At 48.4% G+C, this 15,451-nt stretch carries 13 protein-coding genes and 1 tRNA gene; 11 read left to right on the top strand and 3 right to left on the bottom strand.

Annotated elements, in window-relative coordinates; translation table 11 throughout:
- Positions 1 to 6: 6 nt before the first annotated feature.
- The gene (locus AC506A_RS08910) at positions 7 to 1,047 is read right to left on the bottom strand and encodes a YkvI family membrane protein (RefSeq protein WP_495460579.1); all 1,041 of its coding nucleotides are present in this window, start codon (positions 1,045 to 1,047) and stop codon (positions 7 to 9) included.
- 110 nt (positions 1,048 to 1,157) lie between these two features.
- Between AC506A_RS08910 and AC506A_RS08905 the strand changes: the two genes are divergently transcribed.
- Positions 1,158 to 2,444 carry an ArsB/NhaD family transporter gene (locus AC506A_RS08905; protein ID WP_495460578.1) on the top strand — a complete coding sequence of 429 codons (1,287 nt, stop codon included), beginning with the start codon at positions 1,158 to 1,160 and terminating at the stop codon, positions 2,442 to 2,444.
- On the opposite strand, the gene AC506A_RS08900 is transcribed toward AC506A_RS08905, so the two are convergent.
- Positions 2,418 to 3,137 (bottom strand): hypothetical protein, encoded by a 720-nt coding sequence (locus AC506A_RS08900; RefSeq protein WP_495460577.1) that lies wholly within the window; start codon positions 3,135 to 3,137, stop codon positions 2,418 to 2,420. The genes AC506A_RS08905 and AC506A_RS08900 overlap by 27 nt on opposite strands.
- A 190-nt stretch (positions 3,138 to 3,327) precedes the next feature.
- Here AC506A_RS08900 and AC506A_RS08895 point away from each other — a divergent pair, with 190 nt between their 5' ends.
- The 5 genes from AC506A_RS08895 (at position 3,328) to AC506A_RS08875 (ending at position 5,259) form a co-directional block, all read left to right on the top strand.
- Positions 3,328 to 3,897, top strand: a complete 570-nt coding sequence (locus tag AC506A_RS08895; RefSeq protein WP_495460576.1) for a xanthine phosphoribosyltransferase — start codon at positions 3,328 to 3,330, stop codon at positions 3,895 to 3,897.
- A gap of 89 nt (positions 3,898 to 3,986) precedes the next feature.
- On the top strand, positions 3,987 to 4,307 hold the full coding sequence (locus tag AC506A_RS08890) for a hypothetical protein (RefSeq protein WP_495460575.1): 321 nt from the start codon (positions 3,987 to 3,989) through the stop codon (positions 4,305 to 4,307).
- A 90-nt stretch (positions 4,308 to 4,397) separates the two neighbouring features.
- On the top strand, positions 4,398 to 4,607 hold the full coding sequence (locus AC506A_RS08885; protein ID WP_495460574.1) for a hypothetical protein: 210 nt from the start codon (positions 4,398 to 4,400) through the stop codon (positions 4,605 to 4,607).
- Positions 4,608 to 4,678: 71 nt separating this feature from the next.
- The gene (locus AC506A_RS08880; protein ID WP_495460573.1) at positions 4,679 to 5,062 is read left to right on the top strand and encodes a TFIIB-type zinc ribbon-containing protein; all 384 of its coding nucleotides are present in this window, start codon (positions 4,679 to 4,681) and stop codon (positions 5,060 to 5,062) included.
- 110 nt (positions 5,063 to 5,172) lie between these two features.
- Positions 5,173 to 5,259 (top strand) — tRNA-Leu (locus AC506A_RS08875).
- A 70-nt stretch (positions 5,260 to 5,329) separates the two neighbouring features.
- On the opposite strand, the gene AC506A_RS08870 is transcribed toward AC506A_RS08875, so the two are convergent.
- Positions 5,330 to 6,193, bottom strand: a complete 864-nt coding sequence (locus AC506A_RS08870) for a helix-turn-helix domain-containing protein (protein ID WP_495460572.1) — start codon at positions 6,191 to 6,193, stop codon at positions 5,330 to 5,332.
- Between the two features lie 157 nt (positions 6,194 to 6,350).
- On the opposite strand from AC506A_RS08870, the gene AC506A_RS08865 reads away from it, so the two are divergent.
- From AC506A_RS08865 to AC506A_RS08845, 5 genes are all read left to right on the top strand, one after another.
- Positions 6,351 to 8,675 (top strand): glycoside hydrolase family 95 protein, encoded by a 2,325-nt coding sequence (locus tag AC506A_RS08865; RefSeq protein WP_495460571.1) that lies wholly within the window; start codon positions 6,351 to 6,353, stop codon positions 8,673 to 8,675.
- Positions 8,676 to 8,853: 178 nt separating this feature from the next.
- Positions 8,854 to 11,151 (top strand): helix-turn-helix domain-containing protein, encoded by a 2,298-nt coding sequence (locus tag AC506A_RS08860; protein WP_495460570.1) that lies wholly within the window; start codon positions 8,854 to 8,856, stop codon positions 11,149 to 11,151.
- 14 nt (positions 11,152 to 11,165) lie between these two features.
- Positions 11,166 to 12,815 carry an extracellular solute-binding protein gene (locus tag AC506A_RS08855; RefSeq protein WP_495460569.1) on the top strand — a complete coding sequence of 550 codons (1,650 nt, stop codon included), beginning with the start codon at positions 11,166 to 11,168 and terminating at the stop codon, positions 12,813 to 12,815.
- Between the two features lie 132 nt (positions 12,816 to 12,947).
- Complete coding sequence (locus tag AC506A_RS08850; RefSeq protein WP_495460568.1) at positions 12,948 to 13,616, top strand: copper resistance CopC family protein; 669 nt, start codon at positions 12,948 to 12,950, stop codon at positions 13,614 to 13,616.
- 910 nt (positions 13,617 to 14,526) lie between these two features.
- Entirely contained in the window at positions 14,527 to 15,450 is a 924-nt protein-coding gene (locus AC506A_RS08845; RefSeq protein ID WP_495460567.1) for an ABC transporter permease, read from the top strand.
- The last annotated feature ends 1 nt before the right edge of the window (position 15,451 follow it).

The raw sequence follows: 15,451 nt of genomic DNA, 5'->3' as shown, positions 1-15,451 counted from the left end.
TACTCGCTACTCCCCAACCGGCGGCCGCTGCTTAATCAGCAGCACCAGCCAGCCCAGGCTTATGAGGCCAAACAGCGGATAGAGCGTGGAGAGGAGCGGGCCAAACCCGATTTGGCTCGCGACATAACAAGAAGCCAGAGTCAAGATCGTGAGCAGGGTCCGGGAGAGTTTGAGTCGTTCCTGCATTTGAAGGGTCAGTCCATACACATCTGCAATGAGCGTCGTGAAGATTTCGGCAAAAATCAGAAAAATATAGATCCACTGAATACCATGTCCGAGCTGGCGCGCGATGCCGCCCATCGGGATGGCGAATTGCTGGATGCCCGGCATGTAGACGGACAACGCGATATGGCCGGCAAGCAGCATAAAGCCGATTCCGATGCCGCCGATCCATGAGCCGTATACGATCGTTTTGCGGTCTCGCATCTCTGCGCCAAGCGGTACAAGCACCGCCTGAGCCATAGATAAGTTGAAAGCGGCATATAGGAACGGGGAGGCCCAAATGGAGATCGGTGAATGGTCGCTTGTGAGAAGCAGCCACCGATCCGAACCTGGTGTCTTGACCGTATCGATAATGATGAGCACCGTGAAGAGAAGCATAATCGGCACTACGATCGCATTCACGGTCAAAATCGCATTCATTCCTTTGCGCAGCAGGAAGAAGCAGCCCACCATGGTAATCAGGAGACCTGATTGATAGGAAATATTCCAGTTCTCGGAGAATATGGAGCCAGCGCCTGCAAGCATAACTGCACAAACGCCGAATAATACAATCAGCATGAAGTGGCTGATCCAGCGGCCGTAACGATCGCCGAACAGCACTTTATTGACGTCCTCATAAGATTTAGCCCGGACATCACTGGCAATCAGCATCATTTTGGCACCGAGCCAAACAAACATAATCGTGGCCATTAGAATCGTAACGGCACCCAGAAAGCCAAATCGAGTAAAAAATTGCAAGATCTCTTGTCCTGTTGCAAAACCGGCGCCAACTACCGTACCCATATACGTAAACGCGATTTGCATGATTTTACTCGCTCTTTTCATACGTCCACATGACCTGCCTTTCGTACATTACCTACTAGTAAAGGTATGTCCGATTGGGGACAGGCATGACTATTATCCTTTTTATAAGAGAAAGCGGTGGATTTGCTGGTATGGCTATGGTTGTTGCCATTAGTGTTTTCTCTGCATCCCTCTTTCTGATTGTATGGAAGCCAAAAGGGATTCACGAAGCAATCGTCGCCTTTCTAGGCGCGGCCTTGCTGTTCGTAGCCAGGCTTCTTACGCCGGAGGATGCGGCTTATATTTGGGGCTTTGTTTGGAATGCGACCTTCTCCTTAATCGGCATTATGCTGTTTACGTCGCTTCTGGACGCAAATGGATTTTTTCGATGGGCGGCGCTCCATATCGTTCGAACCTTTCATCACAAGCAGCTGCGCCTCTTAATCGGATTATGCGCGCTTGCCGCGGCGATTACCGTGTTCTTCAACAATGACGGTACCATCCTGATCATGATTCCGATTGTGCTGGAGGTTACGGCGCTGCTGCAGCTGTCTCGCAGGAGCCGTATCGCGTTTTTGCTTGGTGTTGGATTAATGGCAGATACAGCCAGCGCACCGCTCATGATGAGCAATTTAACGAATATTTTGACCGCGGATTTCTTTGATCTGTCCTTTGGGGAATATGCCCGAACGATGATGCTTCCGGGAATCGTTGCGATACTCGTGACGATTGCGGTAACGGCAGGCTACTTTGGCCGCAGTATTCGAACGGAGGAAGAGAGGCCTCATGCGCCTCAATCCTTCCCGGACCCGACTTCAGCAATCGGTCATACAGGGTTATTCTATCTATCTTGGGTCATCATAGCGGGTATTATGGCAGGCTACTTATTAGCGGAGAAAATGGGGCTTCCGGTTGCGGCTATCGCACTGACGGGAGCGGCTGTCCAGTGGCTCGCAAGTATGGCTGTAGGCCAAGGGAATGTGAAAAAGACGCTCCGCGGAGCGCCTTGGTTAATCGTCGTATTCGCATTGTCGATGAACCTTATCGTATACAGTATGTACCTCCATGGCGCGGTATCCTGGTTTCCTCATGCCATCGAGCCTTTGACGGAACAAGGACCATTGATTGGCATCGTAGGCTCAGGCGTGCTGTTTTCCTTGCTTAGCGCGGCAGTCAACAACTTGCCGGCAGTGCTCGTATCCTCGCTTGCCATTGAGCAGACGGCAGGGCCGCATTATTTACCGTACGCCAGCTTACTCGGTACTTCGGTCGGCGCGAAATTAACGCCGATCGGTTCGCTCGCAACGCTTCTGTGGCTGCAGCTGCTGCGCAGAGGCGGCATTGAAATGTCTTGGCGCGAATATGCCAAATACGGACTGCTGCTGACCGTACCGATTCTATTTAGTGCACTCTTAACCTTGTGGCTTATCTTGAAGTAAGAAAAGCTTCATCGAAAGCACGCGTTTATTTTGAGGATCGAGGTCCAGCTTCAACAAGGCTCCGGTTGCTTTATAAGCGAGTACACTTGCCGTATGCGTGGTCGGTTTTCCTAAAGCTGTAGTGACAGCGTTCTCGCCGTCCCCGACGCGAAGCCCGCTCAGACCGCTCGAGATTGTTTTGTCGAATACTTCAACAAACCGAACTTTCTTATCCGAACCATATCCAACGGAGAACCCGGTATATTCAATTACAGTAATCGTCTCTTGCTCATCATCAATCGTGTAGCTGTCTGATTGCTTGCCCAGTCGTGTATCTAAACCAGACTTAGCATCACCAATGGAGATACCGTGAAGTTTAGGTGCTTTGGTATCCCACTTCGGCTCATCCTTCGCTGCAGCCTGTTTCGTTCCGGCTTTACCGGTGGAGGATTCGGTCTTCGCATCGGCGATCGTTGTATCTTGCGAGGGATTTTCCTGGAATAAAGACTCTTGACTGTCGCCCTTCGCAACATACGCTTTCTGAGGACTGTCGGAGTGGTCATCGACCAGGGATCCGGGTTGTTCGGCAGTTAATCGGCTCGTATTCGCACGTTCAATTCCAGCCATGCCAAGAGAGCAGCTTGAAAGCAGGAGTAGCATCGTGCAGGCAGCAGCTGCATAAGCGATTTGTTTGGTAGATAGGGGTTTAATCATTCGTGTCACACCTCCTTGATGTTCGTCCTGCAGCCGTCCACTTTAGTTGTTATACAGTTAGACGCTGGATATGGAAAAAAGTTGCAACGATAAGAAGGATGTTCCCTGATATTTTTAACGATTAGTTGCGCTGTTGGTGTCCCATATGATACCTTTAACGGAAAAGATTTTTTTGGTGGAGGGAAAGCGAATGGAACTGCTAAAAGAACGCATACTGCGTGAAGCCTCTATTCTAAATCAAGATGTACTCAAGTTGGATGCCCTGTTAAATCATCAGGTTGACCCGATTCTCACGCAAGAGATGGGTAAAGAATTTGCGCGTCTATATGCCGAATCGCCGATTACGAAAGTCATCACCGTAGAATCCTCCGGTATACCGGTTGCTTTTACGACTGCCCTTGCTCTTGGGGTTCCGCTCGTTTTTGCACGTCGGAAGAAAACGCTCATCGCTGATCCGGATGCTTACTGCGAACGGGTTCCTTCATTCACGAAAGGCATTGTAACGGACATCATGGTGTCCCGTCAATTCCTAACGCCTGATGATACCGTTCTATTCATCGACGATATCATCGCTAACGGCGATGCAGCACGTGGGCTAATCAAAATTATCGAGCGTTCCGGTGCAACCTTGGCAGGACTTGGCATCGTTGTGGAGAAATCATTCCAAGCCGGTGCACGTACAATTCGCGAACAAGGCATTCGTGTTGAATCGCTGGTGCGTGTCGCTTCACTTGATGGCGGAAAGATCCGCTTCGAATAGTATCCAGATAAATTCCATGATCATCATCTTTTCGAGTTGAACGAATTGGCTTATAATGATCGTAAGTGACGGATTGGAGGCACAAGTATATGGGACAATTATCTGCTGATTATTTAGTAACCAAATTGTCGGAAGCGAAGAACCATTTCGAACGTGCTCTTGACTGCAAGCATACTGATTTTGATGACTTGTACCCTTATATGATTGAGCATCCGCAGTTTTTCTGGTATAAACGGTATGTCGCATGGTCCGAACTCCTTACGATTGTGAAGCTCTCTACAGAGCTTGAGATGGATTGGAAAGAACAGTTCACGGAGAAACAAGCGGAGTATGTCATGAGCCGGGTAATGTCATCTCGTGTCCTTGATGAGTGGTATGAAACGAATGATTCGAAGGAACATGTTAGCTGAGCGTAGATCGTAACAAGATAATCGAAAGACCTCAATGCTGGCATGATCTGCCGTATTGAGGTTTTTTTATAAGAAATGGAGAGAATGAAGATGATTACGGAAGAACAGCTGGATCAATTTCGGATTGCAGGTACCCCGGTACGCGTAGTGAGAGATGGGATGGAATCCAATGACGTGCTTGGGATTGTCGTCGCATGGGATGCAGACTCCGTAGTGATACGCAAGCGCAGCCGCAAAGTAGTGAAGCTGAGCAGAAGCTACGTGTACGAGTCGGTAACTTCGCCTCGAACTGAACTGTAAGCGAAAAAGAATTGAAACAAAATGCAGGTTCATCCGTATTGTTGATACAAACGATACTGGAGGTTATTTGAATGAAATGTCCTGTATGTTCAGATGTACGTATGCGCGAGGTAGAGAAGGACGGGGTTCTAATCGACGTTTGCCCGGACTGTAAGGGGGTATGGTTGGATCGCGGCGAGCTGGACAAGCTTGTGCGCGGTGTCAGAGAGGTTCGTGATGATTACGATCGCTTGGAACGCAGCGTTCATGTCAATCCTGATTTCTCATCGAATGAGACTCGTTACGATCAAGATCGTGATCGCCACCGTAGTCAGGATCACAATTACAACACAGGTAAAGGCTATAGCCAGAACGGCTATGACTCGCATGGGTATGATAAGAATGGCTATGACAAATACGGCAAACCTCGCAAGAAGAAAACGATGCTTGATGTTTTCGGAGACTTGTTCGACTGAACTATAGTTAGAAAATTTCAACTTTAGCTCATCATCTTGACTTCGCTAGAACTGGATGCCATAATAAAAAACGTGATTGCGGTGTCATATTGCAATTACATCTGCCAGATGCGGTCGTGGCGGAATTGGCAGACGCGCTAGATTCAGGTTCTAGTGGTGTAACAGCCGTGGAGGTTCGAGTCCTCTCGACCGCACCAATTATATAAACTCAGAGAAGTCTTGCATGTGCAAGGCTTCTTTTTTTGCGCTTAAGCTGGGGTAAATCTCTTAACGCAAGCCTCGGGGGCCAGCACGGAACTGCCTAGGACTCAGTCCAAAATACGCACTGAAATGCCGTGTGAACGAATGGATCGACGTATAACCAAGTTTCTCGGCAATGGCCGTAATGCTGAGATCGCTCTCCTGGATAATTTGCGAGGCTCGCTTCATTAATTGTTTGTGCTGATAAGCTTTAGGAGTCAGGCCGGTTTCGCGCAGGAACAGCTCGTGAAAGTACGTCCGCTTCAGTCCGCATGACTTCCACCAATCCGATACAGGCTCCCTTTTCTCCGGGTGGGCATCGAGCCTAGCGAGCAGCCGAACGATCCGATAGTCGCTCGGCTGATGCGTATGAACGGCATTGTACCAAGCCAGCATCCAGCCGTAAAACAAGCTGTTAACCGTTTCTTGCCGATGGCAGCTTAAATCCTCGAATGACTTGGAGATGAGATGCAGCAGATCGAAGAGCAGCGGATGTGCCTGCAGTGAGAAGACACTTGGCATGCTGTCCAGCTCTTCGCAAGGAAATGTTGGTGTGGCGGTATGCGGCTGAAACTTCTCGGGATATCGGAAGAAGAAGCGGTTCAAAGAACGCGGTTCCTGCTGCCCCCATAGATCGAAGTAGAGATTGTAGGAAGATTGCGGATGCTCAGGTGAAAAATGAAAGGCATGAGGTTGACCGGGACGCAGGAAAACCAGTGTTCTTCTGCCAACAGGGTATCGTTTGCCGTCTACCTCCATCTCGCCGGGACCGTCCGGGAAGAGATGCATGGCGTATACGCTGCAGGTCCGAAGCCCTTCGTTTGAGCTGCCGTCATATAGGTAGGGCATGTAGTCCCCAAGGAATGGAGAGATTTCTGTCAGTTTCTTCACCGCGGCAATTCCTTTCGTTACCGGATTATTCGTCAACTTTTGGATGAGTGACCAAATACGAATATGCCTTTCAATGATACGATAAATAGAGAGAATTCGAAATATAAATCTGCTTTCATTTACGGATGAAAGCATCAACTTCTTCAAGGAGTGAGCGATGATGAGAATATGGTATGACCGATCCGCTTCGAATTGGACGCAGGGACTGCCGATCGGAAATGGAAGCCTTGGTGCCGTTGTTTGCAGCGGAGCAGAAACCGAGACATGGCATTTGACGGAAACGACTTATTGGTCGGGCCAAAGTGAACGAACGCCAAGCCGTTCCGAGGGGAAAGCAGGCTTAGCAGCAATGAGAGAACTGTTCTTCGACGGCGATTACGCCAATGGCGAACGACTTGTTGAACAGCAGCTGATGCCGACGAAAGGTAATTTCGGAACGAATGTGTCCATGTGCGATGTGAAGATCTATTTTGGCCATTCGGGGGAAGAGTTTGAAAGGGAATTGGATCTGGAGGAAGCGATTGTACGCACCAGCTATACTTCAGGCGGCACTCGATATGAACGCGAAATGTTTGCGACACATGCAGATCATGCTATTGCAGCTCGTTATAGAAGTGATCAGCCGGGCTCGCTTTCTTTTACAGTCGCAATCGAAGGTAGATCTTCCACTTTCCATTCCTGGGCAGAAGCGAGCGATGAAGGAAGTGTTTCACTATATTTCAACGGAAAAGCAACCGAGAATGTTCACAGCGATGGCACATGCGGTGTGAATGGACGAGGTGTAGTGAGCGTAATCGTACGCGGCGGATCGGTACGTATTGAAGGAGATGCGATAGTCATAGAGCAAGCTGACGAGGTATGCCTCTATTTCACGGCAGCAACCGATTACAGCAGTGTGGATGAGCAATGGATGGAAGAGCCTGCATGGAGAATGGAGCAAGCGTCTCGCAAAGGGTTCGATGCTTTGAAAACAGCGCATATTGCAGATTACAGAAAGCTGTATGAACGTGTAACCATTAAGCTTGCTTCAGCATCGTCTTTATCGGAGGAGCTCGCAACCGTTTCAACCGACAAGCGAATGCTGCACATGCGCGAGAATGGCGGTCATGACGACCCGCAGCTGTTCGCCTTGTTCTATCAATATGGCCGGTATCTCATGATTGCTGGTTCCCGCGAGGACTCCAAGCTGCCCATGCATCTTCAAGGGATTTGGAATGATGGCGAAGCGGCTCGTATGGCTTGGAGCTGCGATTTCCATCTGGATGTGAACACCGAGATGAATTATTATCCGGCGGAGACCGGTAATTTGGCGGAATGTCATTTGCCGCTGCTTCGCTTTGTGGAGCAATTGGCGAAATCCGGACGCCAAGCGGCACAGGATTTCTATGGCTGTGAGGGCTGGGTAGCGCATGTGTTCACGAATGCTTGGGGATTCGCGGCACCGGGCTGGCACTACTCGTGGGGGCTTAATGTTACCGGCGGCTTATGGCTGGCGACACAGCTTATTGAGCATTACGAATTTAGCCGGGACGAAGTTTTTCTGAAGAATCTCGCGTATCCGGTACTGCGGGATGCAGCTGTATTCTATCTGGAGTATATGGCGGTTCACCCGGAGACTGGACAACTGGTCACAGGGCCTTCCAATTCACCGGAGAACAGCTTTTATCCGGGAGAGGAGCAAACAACATCGTATACGATGTCGATGGGTTCGGTCATGGATACGATGCTTGTACGTGAGCTGTTTGAATTTCTCATAGATGCCTCTTCGCGGTTAGGAGCTGATGATGAGTTTCGTTCACAATTGATGGCGGCACTGCCGCTTCTCCCGCCACTTGCAGTTGGACGAGGCGGCCAGCTGCAGGAATGGCTGCAGGATTATGGCGAGGCTCAGCCTGATCATCGCCATTTATCGCATTTGTACGGGTTGTATCCGGGTAACGAAATTAAACCGTATGGCACGCCTGACCTTGCTGCAGCAGCAAGGCAAACACTCGATAACCGGCAGCGAGGCGCAGATTTGGAGGACGTGGAATTTACGCTTGCGCTGTTTGCAGCGGGAAGAGCCAGACTTCATGATGGGGACAAGGCACAGGAGCATCTGACTTACTTGATCAGCCAGCTCTGCTTGGACAACATGCTGACTTACTCCAAATCCGGTATCGCCGGAGCGGAAGTGGATATCTTCGTCGTAGACGGCAACTTCGGCGGCGCTGCGGCATTTGCAGAGATGCTGCTCCAAAGCCATGCCGGCGAAATCCATCTGCTGCCTGCACTTCCGCAATCTTGGCCGAATGGCCGATTCGCCGGACTTCGCACGCGCGGAGACGCCGAGGTCGCGGTGCAATGGGAGAACGGCAGCCTTGTGTCCGTTACCGTCACAGCGAACAAGCCTCTCGAAACAAAGCTGCGCTATGGTCTCATGGTCATAGACTTGCACTTAGCAGGCGGTGAATCTCGTACTTTTAACGGAGTATTGGATTAAATTGTAAGATGCGAGGAAATGAACGGAATAGATGGAAAATGAAGGTTGGCGGCTGAGGGGGATTATCCTTTCAGTTGCTTTTCTTTTATATAAATGTCGTGCGGTGAGCCGAAATTTATACGATAATAGAGTGCAGAGGCGTGATAGCGCTAACATAGATAAAGGGAGGGGGGCCTTGATGAAGAAATTTTCAAGCGTATTTCGAAGCTTCTTAGTTTCTTATATCATCATCTTAATCATTCCCAGCATCGCGGGATTCATTTCTTATCGCACCTCCATCTCAGTCACAGAGAAGCTGTCCATCCAGAACAATGTTATACAGCTACAGAAGAGTAAAGAATTATTGGAGCGGCGGATGGCGGAGGTTGAAGGTTTCACGAGACAGCTCGCCATCAATCCGGACTTAAGTATATTGATGAATGAGAAGAGCGTGGGAGACCAAACGAATGTGTACGGGATATGGAAAATGCTGCGCAGTGTCCTGACGTTCGGACAAACGAATGATTTCCTGCAGCAGTTTTATATTTATTTGGGCAACTACAATGTGATCCTGACACCGGGCTCTGCTTATTTCCGTCCGGAGCATTATTATGACAACTTCCGATATACGGACCAGACGCTCGCGGAATGGAAGCAGTCCATTCTGGGGAAAACACATCGCAGCGAAATTATGCCTCTTCGTAAATTCAATAACAAAGGGACGGCGACTTCTGTTGTTACTTATATGCAGTCCTTCCCATTAGACAGCTTCAGCGGCTCCTCGCCTGCCGTTGCTGTCGTCATTATCGACGAGAAAACGATCGCGAATTTATTATCGGGTATTACGGACAAATACGGCGGTTGGACTCAGATCAGCGATGCCAACGGCCAAACGATAGCTTCGCAGGGCTCCGGTATACCGGACATGAAAGCGTTGTCCAAGGACACCCGTTTCGATCCGAATCAAACGAGCCAATTTTACGATGACGACCTCGTCATTACGATCCATTCGGAGTCGAACGGCTGGGTTTATCGTTCGGGTATTCCGAGACATGCCTTATTGGAAAATGCGAATCAAATCAAGTTCATGACGTGGACCATTACCGGCGTTGCGCTTGCCATTGGTCTGCTGGTCGGCTTATTGCTGGCTTACCGCAACAGCGTGCCCATTCATAAACTGGTGTCGGTCGTGAAAGAGCAGTTCGGCAAGGTAGAGACGGCGGAGCGAAATGAATACGATTTCCTGCAAGGGAACATCGCAGAAATGATCCGAAGCAGCAATCAGCTGGAGTCTGAGCTGCACCGTCAACTCCCCCTTATTCGAGATGCCTTCCTGAAGCGGTTGATTTCAGGAGAACTGCAGACACGTGAGGAAATTTTCGCCGCTGCTTCACAAGCAAATACCGGGATATACGGCCATTCCGGTTATGTATGCATTCTGCATGTACAAGGCTATACCGGCATGGACAGTGTTGAGGTGCTGAATGAGCTGCATGCTGCAAGGCTTATCCTAAAACAAGCGCTTCTCGATATTGCCGGCTTTATGCTGACGACCGATTGGGGCTCAGACCGCATCGTCATCGTGTTCGCGTCCAAAGAAGCAGAAACCGGTAATACACTCGGACGAGGTGAGATTGCCGTGTTATTAGAGCAACTGTCTCGGCAAGCATTTGCAGAATACCGGATTACATTTACGGCTGCACTCGGAGACCCTTTCAGCTCGGAAACGGAAGTCAGTGTATCCTACGAACAGGCGAAGCAAACGCTGGAGCATGCACTGCACGCCGATCGCAAAGGCGTCGTTTGGTACGATGAAACGAGCATGGAGAGTGCAACGTACTATTATCCGCTTGAACTGGAGCTTCGTTTGATCGGCACGATCAGGGCAGGGGAAACGGACGAAGCAATGCGTATAGTCCGCTCTGTTTTATCGCTTAATACCGAGCAGCGAGAGCTGTCGGTCGAGATGTGGCAGCAGCTGGTCGGAGAGGTTAAAGGAACACTCTTGAAGCTGCTCGATCAAAAAACATTCATGGAATCCGGTATATTTGAGCAGCTGAAGGACCGAATTATTGCTATTCAAGCGCTGGATAAGAGGACCTTCCAGACGGAAATTGAGGATATTGCAGATGCAATGTGCGCGGTTGTCGTCAGCCGCAAGAATGACAGTCACACAAGAACGGTTGACGGTATCAAAGCTTATATTGGCGATCATTTCTCGGATTCCGAGCTGACCCTATACCGAATTGCAGAGCAAGTGGAGCGGCCGGAGAAATACATTTCCCAGCTGTTTAAAGAAGTGACCGGCTCCAATCTATCCGATTATTTGGAGCAAGTTCGGATGGAGCATGCCGTTTCCTTATTGCGTGAAAATGGGTATACGGTTGATGAAATATCATCCCGTGTTGGCTATAACAGCTCTCACTCTTTCCGCAGAGCTTTCAAACGCGTTACAGGTGTTTCGCCAAGCTCGTACCGGCAGATTGCCGAGGGTTGAAGGGAGGATTTGCATTGAAGAAGTTTGCTCGGTCCGTTTGTGCCGCAATTTCACTATGCGCACTCCTCTTAGCACTGCCTGCCTGCGATTATGCCAAGCAGCAGGACAAGTCCGCAGATAAACCGCTGCGAATCAGCATTTTCGCGCAGCAGGATTCGGATCAAAATTTGAAAACGAATGATTTCTCGCGATCATTGGAGCAAAAGTTCCACGTCTCCTTCGATTGGAGAACGATTCGATATGAAGGCGCCAAGGAAAAGAGGCAAATTTCGTTAGCAAGCGGTAATTATCCGGATGCTTATATTCTGACGAGCTATATCGATCAATTTACGCAGGCGGACGTACTTCGGTACGGTAAACAGGGTATTTTCTATCCGCTGAATGACCTGATCGACCAATATGCGCCGAATATCAAGGCAGCCTTCGATAAAGAGCCTGGGCTTCGCGCGCTCAATACGGCTCCGGACGGCAATATATACGGTTTGTCTTCATTCAGCGATTGTTTTCATTGTTCCTATCCTTATAAACTGTGGCTAAACGATAAATGGTTGAAGAAGCTGCATCTGAAAATGCCGAACACGACCGAAGAGTTACGCGAAGTACTCAAGGCGTTCAAGAACGGTGACCCGAACGGCAACGGATTAGCCGACGAGATTCCTCTAAGCGGATCGACAGAGGATTTCGGTGTGCGCGTGCTTCCGTATTTGATGAACGGGTTTGTTTATGACGATGATCGCACCTACGTAGAGGTTGCTAATGGGAAAGTCAGTCTGGCAGCAGTCAAACCTGAATGGCGTGAGGGTTTGAAATACGTCAAATCGTTATATGATGAAGACTTAATCGATGTAGGCGCTTTTACGCAAAATGCGGATGCATATAAGCAGCTCGGCGAGAATGACGGCACGCAGCTGCTAGGATCTGGGACGGCCATGCATCCGGCAATATTCGTTGACACGGGACTTGGCAACGAACGCGGCAATGATTATGTGCCTGTTCCGCCGCTTCAAGGACCTCATGCTTCTTACGCAGTTTACTATCAGTCCGGCAGCACGCCCGGAGCCAAGTTTGTTATCACGGACAAGGCGAGTCCGGAGGCGCGCATCGCGCTCATTCGAATTGCTGACTATCTGTATACGCCAGAAGGTCAGGCTAATGCTGAAATAGGCAAGGAAGGCCTGGATTGGCGCAAGCCGCTCGATGGAGAACAAGCGCTTGACCCAAATATTCCGGCGAAGTTCGCGAGTATTTTTGTGAAAGAGTCGGAAGCTCACCATAATACCAGATGGAGCGGGATGGGCCATTTCTACATGCCGAAATCCTATCGGAACAGCTGGGTGCAAGACATGGATATCTATTCGCCTAACGGCTATGAGAGAAGGCTCTATCAGGCGACGGAATTATATGCAGGTCATGAGCCTAAGGAATTTTTTCCGATGTGGTCGGTCTGGATCGACTCCTCTAATGCAGATGAAGCGAGCCTTCTGCAATCGAATATTAAGCATGAGATTGATGAAAGCGCAATGGCGTTTATTACAGGTCAGTTAGACCTTGATAAGGACTGGGATGCATACGTAAATGGGATTAAGGCGCTCGGCTCCACCCGGTACGTGACAATTTTACAGCAGGCGTATAACAGCTGGATTGCTCTAGAAAATACCAAATAAGGACTTGAACCGTCGCGGCAGATGCGGCAGGAGGAGTCACAAAATTTTAACCTCTATAGCCCGAAAGAGTCATTTCAAGTTTGGCGAGTCATGTTACACTGTTCCTGATTTAGTTCAAAGGGAGATATGCAAATGAACAAATTTCTTGCTCTATGCTTCATTCTTTTCACAGTCCTTTTACTTCCACAATCCGTTTCAGCGCATACAGATTTGAAAGACGCCACACCGGCAAATGGGGAAACGGTCACGGCAGCAATCCAAGAAATCAAATTATCTTTTGCAACAGAGATTGAACCAGTTGTAGTACTAAAGGTCACGGATGCATCCAATAAAGAAATCCCTGTCAAAGTTGAGACAGGCAAAACTAATATGACAGGAGTCTTCGAATCCCCCTTGGTGGATGGAGCGTATACCGTTAATTGGCGGATTATTGGGGAGGACGGGCATAATATTAAAGGTGACTATTCGTTCACAGTAGCTATGCCTGAAGAACCTGCTCCGGCTCCTGTTAATACGACTACACCTGAAACTACGCCTGATTCTGCTGACATAGGAACGGCCAACTCGCAGTCAAACACCCAAACGGATCCAAATGCAGACTCTGAAAACACAGATAGTACAGAAAACGTTGATACATCCAATACGACGAATCAAACTTCTGATAGTGCTCTGCCTGAAGATTTCGTAGAAGCAGCTTCTCCTGAAAAGAGCTTAACTCAGAAAACATGGACTATTATAGCTGCAGTCGGATGCATCGTCTTGCTATTCCTGTTGTTTAGAGCGGTTATGAAAAAGAAATGATGATGAAATGTGCCACCTGGAGCCTCAGGTGGCTTTCATTTTATACGTTGTTTTTTCACTATTACTTGATGTAGTCACCAATTATTTGTCTTCGAATAAATTAAGCAGTAAATCGAAGCGAATTCAAATAATTGTTTAAGAGGGATACCATGGGGCTATTTCGAAAGTATATTGTCGTTAATGTGTTGTTATTTATGTTTCTAGACATCTTAATGACAGCAGATGGCACTTTTCACCCAAAACTTGCTATAGTACCTTTCTTTGTTGCTGTTGTCTATTTAATCAACATGTCTAGATTCGAGAAATTACTTTTTGGATGGAAAGACACAGAATGAAATGATTTTCTTGAGGAGCCGCTGTGATGCGGCTTTTTTTGTTTGGCTAAGGACAATGCTTGGTACTAGAGAGTGAAAATTTCATCTCGCACTCCTCATCTTACATTCCGCGAAAATCTAACGAACGGTAGAGGCGTTATTTGTCCGAATTTTGAGGCTTCGAAAATCTAACGAACGGTAGAGGCGTTAATTGGGAAAATTGGCTCCCCGATAATTGAAAACCGTCAAATAGAGCCCCTACGGTTCGTTAGCAGGTTTTTGGAGCCAAAAATGGGTAAATAAGCGCCGTACGGTTCGTTAGCGCATTCCACACTATCAGAAAACAACAGGCCACCGAGGTAGTCGGTTGCTGCCAATTGGATTGGCAGCGTTTTTATGTTCTAGTCCTTTAATGATATATATTCTCGTCTTCCGTTCAAGTGGCCGTATTATGCGGAAATGTCCCCCTGAATTCGGGAGATCTGTACGCTAAAAGACGTAATTGTACCTACCCTGAGGTACAGAAAATCACCTATGATCGATCCTGTAGAAAGCGCTGTCACACATCAAGGTTCGATTCATAGGAGGGGATTGTTTTGGAAGCCGCTGGCAAACGTCTCGGCGCAAGAAGAAGTTTCGCAAGACATTGGCAATTGTATCTCGTCGTCACGCCACCGCTTTTATTTTTTATTATTTTCAAATACTATCCGATGCTGAACGCTGTTCTGGCCTTCAAAGACTACTACGTGACGAAGGGCATTTGGGGCAGCCCATGGGTGGGCTTTCACAACTTCAGAATGTTCTTTGAAAACCCGGTGTTCAGTACGATCGTGAAGAATACGCTTACGCTTAGCTTCTATCTGCTGCTTGCCGGATTCCCGGTTCCGATTGTGCTCGCGCTAATGCTAAATGAAATACGTGCTCAGAAGTTCAAGCGTATCGTGCAGCTCGTCACCTTCGCGCCGTACTTTATTTCCACAGTCGTCATGGTCTCTATTATTATGCTTTTCTTAGCACCGAGACTCGGATTTGTAAACGTATTCATGAATCATTTGGGACTGGAGTCGGTTAACTTCCTCGGTAACCCCGGCATGTTCACATCCATTTATGTGTGGTCGGATATTTGGCAAACAGCCGGTTATTCCGCCGTTATTTATTTGGCAGCGCTCGCAGGGGTGGATCCGACGTTGTATGAAGCCGCCAAAGTAGACGGTGCATCACGCTTCCAGAAAATTTGGAACATTGATTTGCCGGGCATTCTGCCCACAATCTCGATTATCTTGATTCTGAATGTCGGAAACGTGATGGCAATCGGCTTCGAGAAAGTGTATCTGCTTCAAAATAAATTAAACATTGCCAATTCGGAGATTATCGCAACTTATGTCTATCAGATCGGCTTGCTGAATGCGAACTACAGCTTTGCGACAGCAGTCGGTTTATTTAACTCCGTCATCAATCTAGTCCTTTTGTTTGTGGTAAACGGAATGGCACGTCGGTTTTTGAAATCCAGCATCTGGTAAT

The organism is Paenibacillus sp. N22P23 (genome assembly GCF_059383735.1).
Note: the sequence above shows the minus strand (reverse complement) of the source record. Positions and strands in the feature narration are given on the sequence as shown.